This is a genomic window from Mycobacterium sp. IDUB_3, from assembly GCF_055419585.1.
On record NZ_JBVAXZ010000001.1, the window covers coordinates 4236714 to 4256070 of the forward strand.

General features: G+C 67.6%; 17 protein-coding genes and 1 riboswitch. Of the genes, 8 read left to right on the forward strand and 9 right to left on the reverse strand.

Going from position 1 to position 19357, the window contains the following annotated elements:
- Window positions 1-30: 30 nt before the first annotated feature.
- On the reverse strand, window positions 31-1236 hold the full coding sequence (locus ACZYVJ_RS19765; protein ID WP_463832572.1) for an NADH:flavin oxidoreductase: 1206 nt from the start codon (window positions 1234-1236) through the stop codon (window positions 31-33).
- A 139-nt stretch (window positions 1237-1375) separates the two neighbouring features.
- Here ACZYVJ_RS19765 and ACZYVJ_RS19770 point away from each other — a divergent pair, with 139 nt between their 5' ends.
- Window positions 1376-2221, forward strand: coding sequence for a bifunctional methylenetetrahydrofolate dehydrogenase/methenyltetrahydrofolate cyclohydrolase (locus ACZYVJ_RS19770; protein WP_463832573.1), 846 nt, complete (start codon window positions 1376-1378; stop codon window positions 2219-2221).
- A complete protein-coding gene (locus ACZYVJ_RS19775) occupies window positions 2218-2499 on the forward strand; it encodes a DUF3017 domain-containing protein (RefSeq protein ID WP_463832574.1) in 282 nt (93 codons plus the stop codon). Before ACZYVJ_RS19770 ends, ACZYVJ_RS19775 begins: the two co-directional genes overlap by 4 nt.
- Here the strand turns inward: ACZYVJ_RS19775 and ACZYVJ_RS19780 are convergent.
- Window positions 2496-3041, reverse strand: a complete 546-nt coding sequence (locus tag ACZYVJ_RS19780) for a DUF732 domain-containing protein (RefSeq protein ID WP_463832575.1) — start codon at window positions 3039-3041, stop codon at window positions 2496-2498. The genes ACZYVJ_RS19775 and ACZYVJ_RS19780 overlap by 4 nt on opposite strands.
- 258 nt (window positions 3042-3299) lie before the next feature.
- Between ACZYVJ_RS19780 and ACZYVJ_RS19785 the strand changes: the two genes are divergently transcribed.
- Window positions 3300-4757 (forward strand): FAD-dependent oxidoreductase, encoded by a 1458-nt coding sequence (locus ACZYVJ_RS19785; RefSeq protein WP_463832576.1) that lies wholly within the window; start codon window positions 3300-3302, stop codon window positions 4755-4757.
- 78 nt (window positions 4758-4835) lie between these two features.
- Window positions 4836-6200 carry an HNH endonuclease signature motif containing protein gene (locus ACZYVJ_RS19790; protein ID WP_463832577.1) on the forward strand — a complete coding sequence of 455 codons (1365 nt, stop codon included), beginning with the start codon at window positions 4836-4838 and terminating at the stop codon, window positions 6198-6200.
- 28 nt (window positions 6201-6228) lie between these two features.
- Here the strand turns inward: ACZYVJ_RS19790 and ACZYVJ_RS19795 are convergent, their stop codons facing one another.
- Genes ACZYVJ_RS19795 through ACZYVJ_RS19810 form a run of 4 tightly spaced genes read right to left on the reverse strand, consistent with a single transcriptional unit; the run spans window position 6229 to window position 9925 of the window.
- On the reverse strand, window positions 6229-6663 hold the full coding sequence (locus ACZYVJ_RS19795; protein ID WP_463832578.1) for a VOC family protein: 435 nt from the start codon (window positions 6661-6663) through the stop codon (window positions 6229-6231).
- Between the two features lie 2 nt (window positions 6664-6665).
- Window positions 6666-7397: a class I SAM-dependent methyltransferase gene (locus tag ACZYVJ_RS19800; protein WP_463832579.1), complete on the reverse strand. Its 732-nt coding sequence runs from the start codon at window positions 7395-7397 to the stop codon at window positions 6666-6668.
- Window positions 7398-7400: 3 nt separating this feature from the next.
- The gene (gene metX, locus ACZYVJ_RS19805; RefSeq protein ID WP_463832580.1) at window positions 7401-8543 is read right to left on the reverse strand and encodes a homoserine O-acetyltransferase MetX; all 1143 of its coding nucleotides are present in this window, start codon (window positions 8541-8543) and stop codon (window positions 7401-7403) included.
- 11 nt (window positions 8544-8554) lie between these two features.
- Window positions 8555-9925, reverse strand: a complete 1371-nt coding sequence (locus tag ACZYVJ_RS19810; RefSeq protein ID WP_463832581.1) for a bifunctional o-acetylhomoserine/o-acetylserine sulfhydrylase — start codon at window positions 9923-9925, stop codon at window positions 8555-8557.
- A 162-nt stretch (window positions 9926-10087) separates the two neighbouring features.
- Window positions 10088-10210, reverse strand: a riboswitch (SAM riboswitch).
- A 152-nt stretch (window positions 10211-10362) separates the two neighbouring features.
- Here ACZYVJ_RS19810 and ACZYVJ_RS19815 point away from each other — a divergent pair.
- Window positions 10363-12597, forward strand: coding sequence for an NADP-dependent isocitrate dehydrogenase (locus ACZYVJ_RS19815; RefSeq protein ID WP_463832582.1), 2235 nt, complete (start codon window positions 10363-10365; stop codon window positions 12595-12597).
- Window positions 12598-12624: 27 nt separating this feature from the next.
- Window positions 12625-13854 carry an NADP-dependent isocitrate dehydrogenase gene (locus ACZYVJ_RS19820; protein WP_463832583.1) on the forward strand — a complete coding sequence of 410 codons (1230 nt, stop codon included), beginning with the start codon at window positions 12625-12627 and terminating at the stop codon, window positions 13852-13854.
- Here ACZYVJ_RS19820 and ACZYVJ_RS19825 read toward each other — a convergent pair.
- Window positions 13847-14644 carry an alpha/beta fold hydrolase gene (locus ACZYVJ_RS19825; protein WP_463833070.1) on the reverse strand — a complete coding sequence of 266 codons (798 nt, stop codon included), beginning with the start codon at window positions 14642-14644 and terminating at the stop codon, window positions 13847-13849. The two genes, ACZYVJ_RS19820 and ACZYVJ_RS19825, sit on opposite strands and share 8 nt — an antisense overlap.
- Window positions 14645-14805: 161 nt before the next feature.
- Here ACZYVJ_RS19825 and trpS point away from each other — a divergent pair, with 161 nt between their 5' ends.
- Window positions 14806-15825, forward strand: a complete 1020-nt coding sequence (gene trpS / locus ACZYVJ_RS19830; RefSeq protein ID WP_463832584.1) for a tryptophan--tRNA ligase — start codon at window positions 14806-14808, stop codon at window positions 15823-15825.
- A 26-nt stretch (window positions 15826-15851) separates the two neighbouring features.
- Window positions 15852-16889, forward strand: coding sequence for an inner membrane protein YhjD (yhjD, locus tag ACZYVJ_RS19835; protein WP_463832585.1), 1038 nt, complete (start codon window positions 15852-15854; stop codon window positions 16887-16889).
- Here the strand turns inward: yhjD and nagA are convergent.
- Together nagA and ACZYVJ_RS19845 are read right to left on the reverse strand one after the other, a co-directional pair.
- Complete coding sequence (gene nagA / locus ACZYVJ_RS19840; protein ID WP_463832586.1) at window positions 16886-18010, reverse strand: N-acetylglucosamine-6-phosphate deacetylase; 1125 nt, start codon at window positions 18008-18010, stop codon at window positions 16886-16888. The genes yhjD and nagA overlap by 4 nt on opposite strands.
- On the reverse strand, window positions 18001-19353 hold the full coding sequence (locus ACZYVJ_RS19845) for a sugar porter family MFS transporter (protein ID WP_463832587.1): 1353 nt from the start codon (window positions 19351-19353) through the stop codon (window positions 18001-18003). The genes nagA and ACZYVJ_RS19845 overlap by 10 nt, the downstream gene beginning before the upstream one ends.
- Window positions 19354-19357: the final 4 nt, after the last annotated feature.

Consider the following 19357-nt stretch of genomic DNA (forward strand, 5'->3'; position numbering starts at 1 on the left):
GCTTGCAGCCCTGTGGTTTAGCTCTGAGCGTCAGCGGGTGGCGTCGGGCGCGCCCGTCACCACGCAGTGCGTTCGGGTGTAGATCGTGGGCATGCACTGATTGCAGTGCGTGCACGCCGAATGCACTTGGTGCGCGGCGCCATCAGCGGCGATTCGGTTGATCAGATCCGGCTCGGCCAGCAGCGCCCGGGCCATCGCGACGAACTCGAATCCCTCGGCCATCGCCAGGTCCATCGTTTCCCGGTTGGTGATCCCGCCGAGCAGGATCAGCGGCATCTTCAGCTCGTTGCGGAACAGTTTGGCGTCGCGCAACAGGTAGGCCTCGCGGTAGGGGTACTCGCGCAGGAATTTCTTGCCCGTCATGCGCATGCCCCAGCTCAGCGGCGGCTTGAACGCCCCGGCGAATTCCTTGAGCGGCGCGTCGCCGCGGAACAGGTACATCGGGTTGACCAGCGAGCTGCCCGCGGTGAGTTCGATCGCGTCCAGCCCGCCGTCGGACTCGAGCCACTTGGCGGTGGTCAGCGATTCCTCCGTGCTGATGCCGCCACGAACCCCATCGGCCATGTTCAGCTTGGCCGTCACCGCGATGGGCGTGCCCTCTTTTTCCACCGCCCGCCGGACGGCCATCACCATGCCGCGGGCGACCTTGGCCCGGTTCTGCAGCGATCCGCCGAACTCGTCGTCGCGGCGGTTGATCAGCGGGGACAGGAACGAACTCGCCAAGTAGTTGTGGCCCAAATGGATTTCGACGGCGTCGAACCCGGCCTCGATAGCCAGGCGGGCGGCGTTGGCGTGCCCGGCGATCACCTCGTCGATGTCCTCGCGGGTCGCCTTCTTGGCGAACCGCATCCCGATGGGGTTGAAGAACCGGACCGGCGCCAGGGCCTTCGCCTTATTGGACTTGGCGTTGGCCACCGGACCCGCGTGGCCGATCTGCGCGCTGACGGCGGCGCCCTCGGCGTGGATCGCGTCGGTGAGCCGGCGGAACCCGGGCACGGCCTCGGGTCGCATCCAGATCCCGTTGCCCTCGGTGCGGCCGCCGGGGGAGACGGCGCAGTAGGCGACGGTCGTCATGCCTACCCCACCCGCTGCCGGCAACCGGTGGTACTCGATCAGGTCGTCGGTCACCAGCGCGTCGGGCGTGCGGGCTTCGAAGGTGGCGGACTTGATGGTCCGGTTGCGCAGCGTGATCGGCCCGAGCTTGGCGGGGCTGAACACGTCCGGAGCGGTAGACATACCGGGAGCCTAATGGCGATCGCAAGCGCGGCGAAGCCGGGCGCGGCGGGTCGCCATCATCGATGTCTAATGGCGATCGCAAGCGCGGCGAAGCCGGGCGCGGCGGGTCGCCATCATCGATGTCTGCCAGACTGTCAGCGTGGGAGCAATCACGCTGGACGGCAAGGCCACCCGCGACGAGATCTTCGTCGACCTCAAACAGCGGGTGACCGCCCTGACCGCCGCGGGCCGCACCCCGGGCCTGGGCACCATCCTGGTGGGCGACGACCCGGGCTCGCAGGCATACGTGCGGGGTAAGCACGCCGACTGCGCCAAGGTCGGCATCACCTCGATCCGCCGCGACCTGCCCGCCGACATCAGCACCGCCACGCTCAACGACACCATCGACGAGCTCAACGCCAATCCCGACTGCACCGGTTACATCGTGCAGTTGCCGCTGCCCAAGCAGCTGGACGAGAACGCGGCGCTGGAGCGGCTGGACCCGGACAAGGACGCCGACGGGCTGCACCCGACCAACCTGGGTCGGCTGGTGCTCAACAACCCGGCCCCGCTGCCGTCCACCCCGCGCGGCATCGTGCATCTGTTGCGCCGCTACGACGTTGAGATCGCCGGGGCGCACGTGGTCGTCATCGGGCGCGGTGTCACGGTCGGCCGCCCGCTGGGCCTGCTGCTGACCCGTCGCTCCGAAAACGCCACGGTCACCTTGTGCCACACCGGAACTCGCGACCTGCCGGCGCTGACCAGGCAGGCCGACATCATCGTCGCCGCCGTCGGGGTGCCGCACATGGTGACCGCCGACATGGTGCGTCCCGGCGTCGCGGTGCTCGACGTCGGCGTCAGCCGGGTCGACGGCAAGCTCACCGGCGACGTGCACCCGGACGTGTGGGAGGTGGCCGGCCACGTGTCGCCGAACCCCGGCGGCGTGGGACCGCTGACCCGCGCGTTCCTGCTGACCAACGTCGTCGAGCTGGCCGAGCGGCAATGACCCCCCGCGCCGTGCTGCGGGCCCAATGGCCAATTATGTTGGTGGGCCTGATCTTTGCGGCGGCGCTGGCCTTGGTCGGGGCCAACTTCTGGCGTCGCGGTTCGCTGTTGATCGGCATCGGTGTCGGCGTGGCGGCGCTGCTGCGGCTGGTGTTGTCCGAGGACCGGGCCGGCCTTCTGGTGGTGCGCGGCAAGGGAATCGACTTCATGACCACCGCGACGGTCGGGGCGGCGATGTTCTACATCGCATGGACCATCGACCCGCTGGGCACCCGCTAGTACCTCGGCAGCGAAGGAACCTGCCCCGGCATGCCCGGGATCTGTCCCGCCATGCCCGGCATCTGCCCGGCCATGCCCGGGATCTGGCCCGGCATGCCCGGGATCTGCCCCGGCATGCCCGGCATCTGCCCGGCCATGCCCGGAATCTGCGGCATGGCGCCGGACAGGTTGCCGTTGGCGATGTTCGCCATCTCCTCGGGGCAGTAGGTCTGGATCGCGATCGTGGTGAACATGCGCGCCATGGTGGGTGACATGCCCCGGCCGGCGACGCTGGACGCGACGGCGGCGAAATTGCCACCCGGCTGCGCCAGCATGGGGCACACCGACTCGCCGACGGACATCGCGTTGCCAGGCTCACCGAAATCGATGCCGGCGTGGTTGAGCGCGTCGATGAAGTCGTCGCCGTTCCCGTTCGCTCCGGCCGGCGCCGCGAACGCCGAGGCGACGGTCAGCAGGCCGGCGGCGGCGGCCAGCAGGCGAATGGTGAAGGGCTGATGACGCAAAACCCAGATCCATTGATGAGTTCGTGCAAGTGCCTTCACGCCAGTCTCCCCGTCCGCCATGGAGTGCGTGTGAGCACTCGAATCACGCCTACGAACTCTGCGCCATAACTGTCACGTTTGCGACACGGTGGGGTAAAGGTTCGCGCAATACGCGTTTCGCGAGGTCAGAGTCTCCGCGACGTCGGTTATTACGCGGCCCCGTAGCGCAAGGCCGGGCGGTGGATCGACGCCACACTGTGATGTAACACGGGCGGCGGCACCGGAATTCTGGACGCGAAATGAACCAGAATCCGCCCCATGACGACTAATCGCAGCCGTCCGCCCAGCCATGTGATCTCTCGGCAGGCGTTTCTCCGCGGCGCCGTCACGTTCGCGACGGGAGCGGTGTTCGGTACCGGTCCGGCGGCCGCGGACCCCGCCGCCGGCTGGGCCGGTCTGGCCTCGTCGATCGGCGGGAGCGTGCTGTTGCCGGCCAGCGGCGCCCAATTCTCCACGGGCAAACAGGTTTTCAACTCGTTGTACAACAATTCGAATCCCGCTGCGGTGGTGCGGGTTTCGTCGCAGGCCGATGTCCAGAAGGCGGTCGCGTTCGCGAAGGTCAACAACCTCAAGATCGCACCGCGCGGCGGTGGGCATTCGTATGTCGGCGCCTCCGGCGCCAACGGCACCATGGTGCTCGACCTGCGCGGTCTTCCCGGCGGCGCGAACTTCGACGGCAACAACGTCACGGTGACCCCGGCGACGAATGTGTATGCGGTACACCAGGCCCTGGCCGGCGCGGGCCGCGCCGTTCCCACCGGCACCTGTCCAACCGTCGGCATGGCGGGGCTGGCGCTGGGCGGCGGGGTGGGAGCCGACGCCCGGCGCGCCGGGCTCACCTGCGATGCGTTGCAGTCCGCGACCGTGGTGCTGCCCAGTGGCGACGTGGTCACCGCGTCGGCCAACGACAACCCGGATCTGTTCTGGGCGTTGCGCGGTGGCGGCGGTGGCAACTTCGGGGTGACGACCTCGATGACGTTCGCGACCTTCGCCACCGGCGACAGCGACCTGGTGCGGCTGGACTTCCCGCCGTCGTCGGCGGTGCAGGTGCTCACCGGGTGGCAGTCCTGGCTGGCGGGTGCGGACCGGAACACGTGGGGGATGGTCGACCTGTCGGTCGGTTCGGCGCAAGCGAATTGCCATGTGCTGGCGACGGCGCCGGCCGGCACCGGCTCCGCTGTGGTGGACGCCCTCAAGTCGGCGGTGGGGCTGGCGCCCAGCGCGGTGACCAACAAGACGCTCAGCCACATGGACCTGGTCACCTATCTGGCCGGCGGCAGCGGGACCAGCCCGGCGCGCGGCTTCGTGGCCGGGTCCGATGTGATCGGGCCGATGACTTCGGCTGCGGCCCATGCCATTGCGACCGCGGCCGGGCAGTGGCCGGCCGCCGGGGCGGGGCAAGCCTCGGTCCTGATCGATCCGCTGGGTGGTGCGGTGGCCGATATTGCTCCGGGCGACACCGCGTTTCCGTGGCGCAATCAGTCCGCGGTGGTGCAGTGGTATGTCGAGCCCGCCGGCAACCAGGTTTCCGCCGCGACCAGCTGGGTGGGCAGCGCACACCAGGCGGTGCAACAGTTCTCGGTCGGCGGCTACGTCAACTATCTGGAGCCCAACCCCTCGCCGGCCCGCTATTACGGGTCGAACCTGCCGCGGCTGACCACCGTCCGGCAGAAGTACGACCCGAATCGGCTGATGTTCTCGGGCCTGGATTTCTAGCGAAATCTCTTGTGCAACTTCTGTTCCAACTGTTACATCGGGCCGCTTTTTGTCGGTGGGTGCGGCTAGTTTGGCGGTGTGAGTCCAAGTAGTCAGCAGGATGTCGACGCGGTGTTCGACGCGCTCGAAGCTGACTTGGACCGTGCGTGCGCGCTGTCGTTCGACGCGCTGAACCCCCATCAGCAACTGGCGGTCTTGGAGCGCTGTGAGAAGCTGCGCCGGCGTATCCCGGCCCTAGAGCACCCCCTGATCAATTCCCTTGCTCGCCAAACCCCTTCGCGGGAGCTCGGCGGCACAGTGTCCCATGCGATCTCCGAGGCAACGCTGATCAGCCGCGCCGAAGCCTCCCGGCGCATCAGGGCGGCGCGGGACTTGGGCCCGCGGCATGGCCTGACCGGCGAACAGCTACCTGCGGCGCTGGCGGCCACCGCCGCCGCCCAACGCGAAGGCACGCTGGGGGCCGGTCAGGCTGCGGTAATCCGCAAGTTCTGCCATCGGCTGCCCGGCTGGGTGGACATGGCGACCCGCGAGCAGGCCGAGGCCCGTTTGGCCAAGGAGGGCAGTCGATTTCGTCCCGAGCAACTGGCCGGGCTGGCCGGCACGCTCGCCGATTGCCTCAACCCCGATGGCACCTTCACCGACGAGGACCGGGCGCGTCAGCGCGGCCTGACGCTGGGTAACCAGCAAGCCGACGGCATGTCGGCGCTGCGGGGATGGCTGACGCCCGAAGCGCGTGCCACCCTCGAGGCCGTCTTGGCCAAACTCGCCGCCCCCGGTATGTGCAACCCCCTCGACGACGCCCCGTGCGTGGACGGCGCGCCTACCCAAAAAGCCATCGAGCACGACCCGCGGTCGGCCGGGCAGCGCAATCACAACGGACTCAACGCGGCACTACGCGCGCTGTTGGCCTCCGGAGACCTGGGGCAGCACAACGGTTTACCGGTCTCTATCGTCGTCACCACGACGCTGCAGGACCTCGAAGCGGCGGCCGGGCGTGGGTTGACCGGTGGCGGCACCATCCTGCCGATGAGCGACGTGATCCGGCTGGCCCGTCACGCCCACCACTATTTGGCCGTCTTCGACAAAGGCAAGGCGCTGGCCCTCTATCACGCCAAACGCCTGGCCTCACCCGGTCAGCGAATCGTGTTGTACGCCAAGGACCGCGGTTGTAGTGCGCCAGGCTGCACCGTGCCGGGATACTACTGCGAAGTCCACCACGTCACCGACTACAGCAAGTGCCACAGCACCGACGTCAATGACCTCACCTTCGCTTGCGGCCCGCATCACCGCCTGCTGCGACCCGGCGGCTGGAACACCCGCAAAAACGCCCGCGGCGACACCGAATGGAAACCACCACCCGACCTCGAGCGTGGCCGGCCCCACACCAACACTTTACACCACCCGGAGAAGCTGCTGGGTGAGAACGACGATGACGGGTGGTAACCGAGCTGGGGTACTTGAAGTACGGTGATCAGACGTCTGAGAAGTCGGGCACTGTGACCGAGCCGTCCTCGGCCAGCGCGAATCCAGGGTTGTGGGCGACCTCCCACGCGTGACCATCGAGATCGCGGAATGCACCCGCATAACCGCCGTAGAACGTCTCGGCAGCGGCGCGGGTAATGGCCGCTCCGGCATCTTCTGCCACGGCCATGATCTCGTCCACCTCGGCGCACGACCGCACGTTGTGAGCCAAGGCGATGCCGCCGAAGCCGTCATCGCCTTGGTCGGCGATGCCGAGATCGGCTGAAAGCTTCTCACGCGCCCACAGACCCACAGCGAGACCGCCGGCCTGAAAGAAGACCGTTTCCTGCACTCTTTGACCGTGCCAGCCCAGGCGTTCATAAAAGTGGTGGGCGCGATCCAGATCGGCAACGCCCAGGGTAATCAAACTCAGTCGTTGCTCCATGCTCAGCCGGCCAGCGTCGCCCGCGTGCACATGGTGACGTAGGGCAGCGCCAGGCCCGTCGAATTCGCCAGCGCCGGATGGGTGGCCAGCAGTTGGCGCACCTGGTCGAGCGTCTGGGTGCGGACCTCGGTCGGCGAGGTGATGCAGTAGCTGCGCGACGCGACCAGGTCGATCAACGCCTGGGGCGTAATGTAACTCGTCCACTCGACCCGATGATGAGCCAGGTCGGTGAACGGCTCGGGCAGTGTCACCTGGGTGCGGCCGTCGCCGTCGCTGCCGATGATCCGGCCCAGTTCGCGCACCCAGCCGAGGCGCTCGTCGCGGGTGTTCCACACCAGGCCAAGCCGGCCGCCGGGCCGCAGCACCCGGGCCACCTCCGGAATCGCGCGCTCGGCATCCACCCAATGCCAGGCCTGCGCCACCAGCACCACGTCAACGCTGTTGTCCTCCAACGGAATCTCTTCCGCGGTGCCCAGCAGCGCCCGTGTCTCCGGCAGCGAGGTGCGCAACACCTCCAGCATGTCCTGAATCGGGTCGACGGCCACCACGTCCAGGCCGCGTTCCACCAGCCGGGTGGTCAGTTTGCCGGTTCCGGCGCCCAGGTCGAGCACCCGGCGCGCCCCGATCGGCAACAGCCAGTCGATCGCCTCCGGCGGATAGGAGGGACGCCCACGCTCATACGCCGCGGCCGCGGAGCCGAACGAGAGGGAGCGGTCGTGCCGCGAGCGGGTCATGCGTTACGACGCGCCTTCCCTGTCGCCCGAGTCGGCCAACACCAGTGTCTTACGGATCATTTCGCCGACGGCGTCGGATTCCACCAGGAAGCCGTCGTGCCCGGACAGGGAGTCCACGACGTGTAGCTCGGTGCAACCGGGCAGCTGTTCGGACAGCTCTTGTTGCAATCGCAGCGGGTAGAGCCGGTCGGACGTTATGCCGCCGATCACCACTGGGACCGGGCAGTTTCGCAACGCCTTATGTACCCCGCCGCGCGCTCGGCCGACGTCGTGACTGTTCAGCGCCTCGGTCAGGGTCACGTAGCTGCCCGCGTCGAAGCGCTCCAGCAGCTTGTTGCCCTGGTATTCGAGATAGCTTTGGATCGCGTAGCGGCCGTCGTTGTTCGGATCCTCGTCGTTCTGGCCGTAGTTGGCGAACCGGCTGTCCAGCTCGGCCTCACCGCGATAGGTCAGGTGCGCGAAGCGGCGTGCGATTGCCAGTCCGGCGTCGGGCGCAAGCCCGGTGTCGTGGTAATCGCCGCCCTGCCAGTTCGGGTCGGCCTTGATCGCCGCGATCTGCGTGCACTGGGTGCCGATCTGATCGGCGGTGGCGCGCGCGCCGACCGCCAGCAGCAGCCCGGCCCGGGCCCGGTCCGGGTGACCGACGATCCACTCCAAAGCCCTTGCGCCACCCATGGATCCACCGACCACCGCGGCGACCCGCTCGATCCCCAGCGCAGCGAGCGCGGCGACGTCGGCCTCGACCTGGTCACGAATCGTGATGCGGGGGAACCTTGAGCCCCAAGGCTTTCCGTCCCGGGTCCGCGAGCTGGGGCCGGTGGAGCCGCGGCAACCGCCCAGCACATTGGTGGCCACCGCGCACCAGCGGTTGGTGTCGATCGGAGCGTCCGGCCCGACCATCCCGTCCCACCAGCCGCCGGTGGGGTGTCCAGGTCCGGCGGGCCCGGTGATGTGCGAATCGCCGGTGAGCGCGTGCAGCACCATCACCACGTTGTCGCGCGTCGGCGACAAGTCGCCCCAGCGCTGGACGGCGATGTGCACGTCGTCGATGATCGCGCCGCTCTCGGTGGTCAGCGAGCCGATGTGGACGAAGCCGATTTCGCCTTCGTCGGGCAGCGTCTGGGTCGGGATGTCAGAGATCGCCATCGCCGGGCTCCTTAGAACGCGGCCACGGCTTGCGGATCGGTGCCGGACGCCCCCGCGGTCGCACCGAATTTGCTTGCCGCTGCGAAGCCGAGCTCCAGGTCGGCCAGGATGTCGTCGATGCCCTCGATGCCGACGGCCAGGCGCACCAGCCCGGGGCTTACCCCGGTGCTCAACTGTTCCTGCGCGGACAGCTGCGCGTGGGTCGTGGACGCCGGGTGGATCACCAGGGAGCGCACGTCGCCGATGTTGGCGACGTGGCTGTGCAGCTTCAGCGCGTTGACGAACGCCTTGCCGGCCTCGATGCCACCGGCCAGCTCGAAGGCCAGCACCGCGCCGGTTCCCTTGGGGGCCAGCTTCTTTGCCCGCTCATACCAGGGCGAGCCGGGCAGGCCCGCATAGTTGACCGACAGCACGCCGTCGTGGCCGGCCAGGTACTCGGCCACGCGCTGCGCGTTGGCGACGTGGCGCTCCATGCGCAGGCTCAGCGTCTCGATGCCCTGGGCGACCAGGAACGCGTTGAACGGCGAAGCGGCCGAACCGAGGTCGCGCAGCAGTTGCACGCGCGCCTTGAGCGCGTAGGCCGGCGGGCCGAGCTCGGCGAACACCACGCCGTGATAGCTCGGGTCGGGGGTGGTGAATCCGGGGAAGCGGCCCTGGGTCCAGTCGAAGGTGCCGCCGTCGACGATGACCCCGGCGATTGCCGAGCCGTGCCCGCCGAGGTACTTGGTGGCCGAGTGCACGACGATGTCGGCGCCGTGGGAGAACGGCTGGATCAGGTACGGCGTGGCGATGGTGTTGTCCACGATCAGCGGGACGCCGTTGGCGTGCGCCACCCCGGCGACCCCGGGGATGTCCAGCACGTCGATCTGCGGGTTGGAGATGGTCTCGCCGAAGAAGGCCTTGGTGTTCGGCCGCACCGCCGCCTGCCACGAATCCAGGTCGTCGGGGTCCTCCACGAAGGTGACCTCGATTCCGAGCTTGGCCAGCGAGTAGTGCAGCAGGTTGTACGTGCCGCCGTAGAGCCGCGGGCTCGAGACGATGTGATCCCCGGCACAAGCCAGGTTCAATATGGCGAAAGTCTCAGCCGCCTGTCCGGAGCTCAGAAACAGCGCCGCCACGCCGCCCTCGAGCGCGGCGACGCGCTGCTCGACCACGTCGGTGGTCGGGTTGCCGATCCGGGTGTAGATGTTGCCCGGCACTTCCAGCCCGAACAGGGCGGCGGCGTGCGTGGTGTCGTCGAAGGTGTACGACGTGGTCTGGTAGATCGGCAGGGCGCGGGCGTTGGTGGCGGGGTCCGGGTGCTGGCCGGCGTGCACCTGCTTGGTGTCGAACGACCAGTTCGCGGTCGGATCGGTGTCGTGATCGGCGTTGTCGGAGGTCACGGGGTTGCTTTCTGCTGGTAGGGGATCTGCTAGCGGACGGGCGGGACGCCGGAAGGCGGCGTCAACCGGCGCCGCGAATTAGCAGCGACACACGATGAGGAGCGAATGAGCGAAGCGAGCGCACATCACGTTTCCCTGTCTACTCAGGGGCCCGTCATGGCGGACCCGCGCTTGCCGGATAGCCGGTTTGTGTGGCTACTCAACCTGGTCATCACCCGGGGCACCCCACCGCGGTTGGAGGGTTGCCGGCCAGCAAGCCGGGGCTTGATGCTGGCGCTCATGACCAATACAAAGATTAGCTTACTGTGCCGAGTCGGTGCCAACTATCGCGGTCCATGTGCAGGCCGACACCTGTCCAAACACCCTTGATAACGTGGCAGTCAGAACGCTGAGTCCGCCAAAATTTCGAACCCATCATTGACGCCGGGAGAGGGACCGTGAGCGCCGAACAGCCGACCGTCATCTACACACTTACCGATGAAGCGCCACTACTGGCGACTTACGCGTTCCTGCCGATCGTGCGCGCCTTCGCCGAACCGGCGGGCATCGAGATCAAGACCAGCGACATCTCCGTGGCGGCCCGGATCCTCGCGGAGTTCCCCGAGCACCTGACCGAAGAGCAGCGGGTGCCCGACAACCTGGCGGAATTGGGGCGGCTGACGAAGCTGGCCGACACCAACATCATCAAGCTGCCGAACATCAGCGCCTCGGTGCCCCAGCTGATCGCCGCGATCAAGGAACTGCAGGGCAAGGGATTCAAGGTCCCGGACTTCCCGCACAGCCCGAAGACCGACGAGGACCGCAAGATCCGTGACCGCTACGCCAAGTGCCTGGGCAGCGCGGTCAATCCGGTGCTGCGGCAAGGCAACTCGGACCGGCGCGCGCCTAAGGCCGTCAAGGAGTATGCGCGCAAGCACCCGCACAGCATGGGCAAGTGGTCGCAGGCGTCGCGCACCCACGTCGCGACGATGCGGCACGGCGACTTCTATCACGGCGAGAAGTCGATGACGCTGGACCGCGCGTGCAACGTGAAGATGGAGCTGGAGACCAAGGGCGGCAAGACGATTGTGCTCAAGTCCATGGTGTCGCTGCGCAAGGGCGACGTCATCGACTCCATGTTCATGAGCAAGAAGGCCCTCATCGAGTTCTACGAGGAGCAGATGCAGGACGCCTACGAGACCGGCGTGATGTTCTCGCTGCACGTCAAGGCGACGATGATGAAGGTGTCGCACCCCATCGTCTTCGGCCACGCCGTGAAGATCTTCTACAAGGACGCGTTCGCCAAGCACGGCGCGCTGTTCGACGAGCTCGGCGTCGACGTCAACAACGGATTGTCCGATCTGTACGACAAGATCGAGTCGCTGCCCGCGTCGCAGCGCGACGAGATCATCCGCGACCTGCACGCGTGCCACGAGCACCGGCCCGAGCTGGCCATGGTCGATTCGGCCAAGGGCATCACCAACTTTCACTCGCCCAGCGATGTAATCGTGGACGCGTCCATGCCGGCGATGATCCGCGCGGGCGGCAAGATGTGGGGCGCCGACGGGCGGCAGAAGGACACCAAGGCCGTCAACCCCGAGTCCACCTTCTCCCGGATCTACCAGGAGATCATCAACTTCTGTAAAACTCACGGGCAGTTCGATCCGACCACGATGGGCACGGTGCCCAACGTCGGGCTGATGGCGCAGCAGGCCGAGGAGTACGGCTCGCACGACAAGACGTTCGAGATCCCCGAGGACGGCGTCGCCAACATCGTCGACCTCGACACCGGGGAAGTGCTGCTGACCCAGAACGTCGAAGAGGGCGACATCTGGCGGATGCCGATCGTGCGCGACGAGCCGATTCGCGACTGGGTCAAGCTGGCCGTCACCCGGACCCGGAATTCGGGTATGCCGGTGGTGTTTTGGCTGGACCAGGAGCGCCCGCACGAGAACGAGCTGCGCAAGAAGGTCAACACCTACCTGGCCGAGCACGACACCGAGGGCCTCGACATTCAGATCATGTCGCAGGAACGGGCCATGCGGCACACGATCGAGCGTGCAATGCGCGGCCAGGACACCATCGCGGCGACCGGAAACATCCTGCGCGACTATCTCACCGACCTGTTCCCGATCCTGGAGCTGGGCACCAGCGCCAAGATGCTGTCTATCGTGCCGTTGATGTCCGGCGGCGGAATGTATGAAACCGGGGCGGGTGGTTCGGCGCCCAAGCACGTCCACCAGCTCGTCGAGGAGAATCACCTGCGCTGGGACTCCTTGGGTGAATTCCTCGCTCTCGGAGCGTGTTTCGAAGACATCGGCATCAAGACCGACAACGAGCGCGCCAAGGTTCTGGGCAAGGCGCTGGATGCCGCGATCGGCAAGCTGCTGGAGAACGACAAGAGCCCGTCGCGCAAGACCGGTGAACTCGACAACCGGGGGAGCCAGTTCTACCTGGCGCTGTACTGGGCGCAGGAACTCGCGAAGTCCGACGACGACGAGTTGCGCAAGCACTTCGCCGCGCTGGCCGACTCGCTGGCCGACCACGAAGAAGCCATCGTGTCCGAACTGGCCGCGGCGCAGGGCGAGACGGTCGACATCGGCGGCTATTACCAGCCGGACACCGAGAAGACCACGGCGATCATGCGCCCCAGCAAGACATTCAACGAGGCGCTGGCGGCTTCGACAGGCTAGGGCCGCAAGCAGGAAGCCGGACTCGACATGGCAGGCGAAGGCAAGATCAAGGTCAAAGGCCGCGTCGTAGAGCTCGACGGTGACGAAATGACCCGCGTCATCTGGAAGTTCATCAAGGACATGCTCATCCTGCCGCACCTCGACATCGACCTCGACTACTACGACCTGGGCATCGAGCACCGCGACCGCACCGACGACCAGGTGACCATCGACGCCGCCTACGCCATCAAGAAGCACGGCGTGGGCGTCAAGTGCGCGACCATCACCCCCGACGAGGCCCGCGTCCAGGAGTTCAACCTCAAGAGGATGTGGCTCTCGCCGAACGGCACCATCCGAAATATTCTGGGCGGCACCATCTTCCGAGAGCCCATCGTGATCTCGAACGTGCCGCGGTTGGTGCCGGGCTGGACCAAGCCGATCGTCATCGGCCGCCACGCCTTCGGCGATCAGTACCGGTCGACCAACTTCAAGGTCGACAAACCCGGAACCGTCGCAATCACTTTCACCCCCGCCGACGGCAGCGAGCCGATGGTGCACGAGGTGGTGTCCATCCCTGAAGACGGCGGCGTCGTAATGGGGATGTACAACTTCAAGGACTCCATCCGGGACTTCGCCCGCGCCTCGCTGAAGTACGGGCTGAACGCCAAGTGGCCGGTGTACCTGTCCACCAAGAACACCATCCTCAAGGCCTACGACGGCATGTTCAAAGACGAGTTCCAGCGCGTCTACGACGAGGAGTTCAAGGACGAGTTCGAGGCCGAGGGGCTGACCTACGAGCACCGGTTGATCGACGACATGGTCGCGGCGTGCCTGAAGTGGGAGGGCGGCTACGTGTGGGCCTGCAAGAACTACGACGGCGACGTCCAGTCGGACCTCGTCGCGCAGGGCTACGGCTCACTGGGGCTGATGACGTCGGTGCTGATGACCCCCGACGGCAAGACGGTCGAGGCCGAGGCCGCCCACGGCACCGTCACCCGGCACTTCCGCCAGTATCAGGCCGGCAAGCCGACCTCGACCAACCCGATCGCCTCGATCTTCGCCTGGACGCGCGGCCTGGCGCACCGCGGCAAGCTGGACGACACCCCCGAGGTGATCGACTTCGCGCAGACGTGTGAGAACGTGGTGGTCTCCACCGTCGAGAGCGGCAAGATGACCAAGGACCTGGCCATCCTCATCGGCCCCGACCAGGAGTGGCAGCAGAGCGAGGAATTCCTCAACTCGATCGCCGAGAACCTGGAAAAACAGCTGGCTAGCTAGCCGGTGGCTGTTGCCGGTGGGCCCCGCCGGCGCAGTCGTCGATGAAGTCGGCGATGGCCGCGGTGACCCGCTCGGGTGCCTCGAACATCGGTACGTGCCCGACGCCGTCGAGCTTGGTGATCTTCGTTCCCGGCGGCAGGTAGTCGGTGAAGTGCCGGCTGAACCTGCTCGCGGGCACCACCCGGTCCTTCTCGCACAACACCAGCTGGACCGGCACCGCGGTCTCGGCCAGCTGCAGCAGGCCGGGATCCAGCAGCGACTTGACCAGCAGCTGGAAGTAGGCCGGGCAGTGCGCGGCGTCGTCGACGACACCGCGCAGCTGCTCCTCGCTGATCCCGTCAGGCGTCGCGGTCAGCGGCAGGGTGGCGAGGCGCCGGCTCAGCGGCAGCCGCAGCGTGCGCTGGCCGAGCAGCCGGGCCAGCGCCAGGACGGGCATGCCCGCGATGAACTTGCTGATGACCTCGAATTTCACCGGGCTCCACCGCGTCCATCCGCCCGCGGCGCCGATGCCGGTCACGCTGCGCGCGCGCCCGCGCCGCTCCAGCTCGAAGGCGACCCAGCCGCCCAGCGAGTTGCCCACCAGGTGGGCGGTTTCCCAGCCGAGCTGGTCGAGCTGGCGCTCGAGGTGGTCGGCCAGCACCGACGAGCTCAGCAGCCAGGTGCCCGCGTAGGGCCCGCCGTTGTGCCCCGCCATGGTGGGGGCGAAGACCTCGAAACGGCCGGTCTCGGCCAGCCGCGGCGCGACCGGCTCCCATACCGTCTGCGACATCAGGAATCCGTGCAGCATCACGATCGGCTCTCCGGAACCATCCCTGGGACCGAGGTGGATTGGCGAACGAGTCGTCATAACCCGACATTAAATGCGGTACCGGCGGTACCGCAACCGGCGGGGTTGCGCGGGCCGCCGGTCAGTGCGGCCGCGGCGGCTGCGCGTGAAAAGATCGGTGGATCATGAGCACCGCTACCGGATCCAGCCGGATATTCTCCGGCGTGCAGCCCACCTCCGATTCGCTTCACCTGGGTAACGCGCTGGGCGCCGTCACGCAGTGGGTCGCGCTGCAGGACGATCACGACGCGTTCTTCTGCGTCGTCGACCTGCACGCCATCACCATCGCCCAGGATCCCGAGGCGCTGCGCCGGCGCACCCTGATCACGGCCGCGCAGTACCTGGCGCTGGGCATCGACCCGGCCCGCAGCACCGTGTTCGTGCAGAGCCACGTGCCGGCCCACACCCAGCTGGCCTGGGTGCTGGGTTGTTTCACCGGCTTCGGGCAGGCCTCGCGGATGACGCAGTTCAAGGACAAGTCGGTGCGCCAGGGCGCCGACTCCACCACCGTGGGGTTGTTCACCTACCCGGTGCTGCAGGCGGCCGACGTGCTGGCCTACGACACCGAGCTGGTGCCGGTGGGTGAGGACCAGCGTCAGCACCTCGAGTTGGCGCGCGACGTCGCCGAGCGGTTCAACAGCCGCTTCCCGGAGACGTTCGTGGTGCCGGACATGCTCATCCCGAAGGCCACCGCCAAGATCTACGACCTGCAGGACCCGACGTCGAAGATGAGCAAGTCGGCGGCCACCGATGCCGGGTTGATCAACCTGCTCGACGAACCGGCGGTGTCGGCCAAGAAGATTCGCTCCGCGGTCACCGACAGCGAGCGGGAGATCCGCTTCGACACCGAGGCCAAGCCGGGCGTGTCCAACCTGCTGAGCATCCAGTCCGCGGTCACCGGGGTCGGGATCGATCACCTCGTGCAGGGCTATGCCGGAAGGGGTTACGGCGATTTGAAGAAGGACACCGCCGAGGCGGTCGTCGAATTCGTCACCCCGATCAAGGCCCGGGTGGACGAACTGACCGCCGATTTCGCCGAATTGGAGGCCGTGCTCGCGTCCGGCGCGCAAAAGGCCAACGATGTGGCCGGGAAAACGGTCCAGCGGGTTTACGATCGGCTTGGGTTTCTTCCACACAAAAGCTAGTACCCCTACTCATTTGGAGTCGTGCGATGAGTGAGCCGGCCAAGCCGGGCTTTTTCGACCGGCTGCGCGCCCGCTACGGGTGGATCGATCACGTCATCCGCGCCTACCAGCGTTTCGACGAGCGCAACGGCGGGTTCTTTGCGGCCGGCCTCACCTATTACACGATTTTCGCGTTGTTCCCTTTGCTGATGGTCGGATTCGCGGTCTTCGGGTTCGTGCTGGCCCGCCGCCCGTCGCTGTTGAGCACGATCGACGACCACATCCGCTCCCAGGTGACCGGCACGCTGGGTAATCAGTTGCAGGAGTTGATGAACTCGGCCATCGACGCCCGAACCTCGGTCGGTGTCATCGGTTTGGCCACCGCGGTGTGGGCCGGCCTGGGCTGGATATCGCATCTGCGCCAGGCGTTGACGGAGATGTGGTGGGACACCCACATCGAGTCACCGGGCTTCGTGCGCAACAAGCTCTCCGATCTGCTGGCGATGATGGGGACGTTCGCGGTGATCGTGGCCACCGTCGCGCTGACCACCGTCGGCCACGCCGCGCCCATGGCCGCGCTGCTGAAATGGCTTGGCATGCCGCAATTTGTGGTGTTCGACTGGCTCTTCTGGCTGATCTCGATCCTGATCGCGACGCTGGTGTCGTGGCTGCTGTTCACCTGGATGATCGCTCGCCTGCCCCGCGAGAAGGTCAGCCTGGTCGATTCGATGCGGGCCGGGCTGATCGCGGCGATCGTCTTCGAGGTGTTCAAACAGGTGGCGTCCATCTATCTGAAGACGGTGTTGCGAAGTCCCGCGGGCGCCGCCTTCGGCCCGGTGCTGGGGTTGATGGTGTTCGCCTACATCACCGCGTATCTCGTCCTGTTCTGCACCGCATGGGCGGCGACGGCATCGACCGATCCGCGTAGTCAGCCCGTCGCGCCTCCGGCCCCGGCGATCATCGCGCCGTGCGTGCAGATGGACGAGGGTCTCAACACCCGCCAGACGCTGACCGCGATGGCGCTGGGAGCCGTTGGGGCGCTGACGCTTTCCCGGGTCGCGCGCCTCACTCGCCGAGATCGCTAGCTGGCCAGGTCTCGCCAGGCGCCGCGCACCATGACCTCCGATACGCGCAAATCGCGAGCCAGCACAACAAGATTGGCGTCGTAGCCCGCCCTCAGCTCGCCCACCCGCCGCAGGCCGAGGGCGCGCGCCGGCGTCGCGGCGGTGGTCCGCACCGCGGCGAGCAGTCCGGCGTCGGCATGCACCGCGCGGAAGAGCCGATCCATGGTGGCGGTGCTGCCCGCGATCGTCGACGTCCCGTGCACCCGCGCGACACCAGCGACGACATCGACGTGCACCGACCCGAGCCGGAACGCGCCGTCGGGCCGGCCGGCCGCGGCGATCGCGTCGGTGACCACCGCGACCCGGTCCGCCCCCGCGGCCGAGATCACCGCCGCCACCACGTCGGGGTGCAGGTGCACGCCATCGGCGATCACCTCGACGGTCACCGCCGGGTCGCGCAGCAGCGCCAGCGCCGGGCCGGGCTCGCGGTGGTGCAGCGGCGGCATAGCGTTGAACAGATGCGTGCCGACCGTGGCGCCCAGCGCGATGGCGTGCCGGGTCTGCTCGTAGGTTGCGCCGGTATGTCCCACGGCCACAACGACTCCCGCGCCCACGAAACGGCCGATCGCCGCGTCGGTTCCGGGTAGCTCGGGTGCCACCGTCACCATCCGGATGGTGCCGGCGCCCGCGGCCAGCACCGCGTCGATCTCGGCCGGGTCCGGCTCGCGCATCTTGGTGCGGTCGTGGGCTCCGCAGTGTGCGCGGCTCAGCCACGGCCCCTCCAGGTGGATGCCCGCGACCGTGCCCCGGTGGGTGGCTTCGCCGAGCGCGCGCACCCCGGCGAGCAGTTCGGCCGGCGAGGCGGTCACCAGGCTGCCCAGCGTGGTGGTGGTGCCGTGCCGTAGGTGGAACGTGGCGGCGTCGGCGATGGCGTCGGCGTCGGTGTAGGACGCGCCGCCGCCGCCGTGCACGTGCATGTCGACAAAGCCCGGCACCACAGTGCAATCGGGGAAGTCCCGGTCGGCCGGGTGGGGCGGCGGGCCCGGCGCGCAGGCCACGATCTGTCCGCCGGAGGTCTGCAGCCAGCCGGGGCGGCAGACCTGACCGTCGAGCACCATGGTGCCCGCGGCGATCACGGCCATCGGCCGCCGTTTTCCCAGAAGTGGCGGATGTCCTCGAGCTGGCGGCCCTTGGTCTCCGGCGCGTACCGGTACACGAAGACGAACGCGACGGCCGCGAGCCCCGCGAACAGTGCGAAAGTCCCTGCGCCACCCAGTGAATGGAGCAGGCTCAGGAAGACGGCGGCGATGATGGCGTTAGCCACCAGGTTGGAGGTCAACATCGTGCTCGACCCGATCGAGCGTAGCCGGGACGGGAAGCTTTCGCTGGCGTACACCCAGCCCAGCGAGCCGAAGCCCATCGTGTAGCCGATGATGAACAGCAGGATGCCGGCCAACCCGGCGATCGCGCCGCCGAAGCCCTGACCGAACACGGCCATCAGCACGACGTCGGCGACGATCATCATGGCGGTGCCCCACAACAGGATTGGCCGCCGGCCCACCCGGTCGACCAGCAGCAGCGCCGCGCCAACGGCCGCCAGCCCCGCGACCTGCAGCAGGGCGGGCAGCCCGAGCAGCGCGAAATTGCCGGTGAAGCCCATGGCCTGGAAGATTCGGGGGCTGTAGTAGATGATCGCGTTGATGCCGGTGATCTGGATCAGGAAGCCGAGCACGACCACGAAGGCGGTGGCCCGCAGGTATGGGGGCCGCAGCATCTCGGTGAAGCCGCCCCTGCCGCCGGGCGCGGCCTCGCTCAGGGCGCGGCTGATCTCGGCGAGCTCGTCGTCGACCTGTGCGGTGGGCTGCACCCGCAGCAACGTCCGCCGGGCCTCGTCCATCCGGCCCTTGAGCACGTACCACCGGGCCGTGTCGGGCATCCGAATCACCAAGGGCAGCAACAGCACTGCGGGCACGCAGGCCAGCCCCAGCATCCACCGCCAGCCGTGGGTGTCGGCCAGCAGGTAGCCGGTCACATAGCCGACGATCAGGCCGCTGACGATCGCCAGCTGATAGGCCGTCAGCAGCGAGCCGCGCACCGCCGTCGGGGCCGACTCAGCCACGTACACCGGGACCACCACCACGGTCACGCCGATGGTCAGCCCCAGCAACAGCCGCGCCGTCAGCAACATCGGCAACGAGACCGAGAAAGCCGCCAGCAGCGCGAAAACCGCGTAGGCGAACAGGATCAGGACCACCGACCGTTTCCGCCCGATCACGTTGGCCAGCACGCCGGCGCCCAGCGCCCCGACGATCTGACCGATCACCACCATCGTCGTCAGCAATTCCTGCTGGCGCGTGGACAATCCGAAGTCCTCGGTGACGAACAACTGCGCCCCGGCGATGATGGACAGGTCGTAGCCGTAAATGACGCCCACGCTGGCGGCGGTCAGCCCGACCAGCAGTCCGCGCCGCGATCCGCTTGCCACGGCG

Coding starts and splice junctions, on each gene's coding strand:
- ACZYVJ_RS19765 (WP_463832572.1), bottom strand. CDS start 1,236: ATGTCTACCGCTCCGGACGTGTTCAGCCCCGCCAAGCTCGGGCCGATC.
- ACZYVJ_RS19775 (WP_463832574.1), top strand. CDS start 2,218: ATGACCCCCCGCGCCGTGCTGCGGGCCCAATGGCCAATTATGTTGGTG.
- ACZYVJ_RS19785 (WP_463832576.1), top strand. CDS start 3,300: ATGACGACTAATCGCAGCCGTCCGCCCAGCCATGTGATCTCTCGGCAG.
- ACZYVJ_RS19795 (WP_463832578.1), bottom strand. CDS start 6,663: ATGGAGCAACGACTGAGTTTGATTACCCTGGGCGTTGCCGATCTGGAT.
- ACZYVJ_RS19800 (WP_463832579.1), bottom strand. CDS start 7,397: ATGACCCGCTCGCGGCACGACCGCTCCCTCTCGTTCGGCTCCGCGGCC.
- metX (WP_463832580.1), bottom strand. CDS start 8,543: ATGGCGATCTCTGACATCCCGACCCAGACGCTGCCCGACGAAGGCGAA.
- ACZYVJ_RS19820 (WP_463832583.1), top strand. CDS start 12,625: ATGGCAGGCGAAGGCAAGATCAAGGTCAAAGGCCGCGTCGTAGAGCTC.
- trpS (WP_463832584.1), top strand. CDS start 14,806: ATGAGCACCGCTACCGGATCCAGCCGGATATTCTCCGGCGTGCAGCCC.
- yhjD (WP_463832585.1), top strand. CDS start 15,852: ATGAGTGAGCCGGCCAAGCCGGGCTTTTTCGACCGGCTGCGCGCCCGC.
- nagA (WP_463832586.1), bottom strand. CDS start 18,010: ATGGCCGTGATCGCCGCGGGCACCATGGTGCTCGACGGTCAGGTCTGC.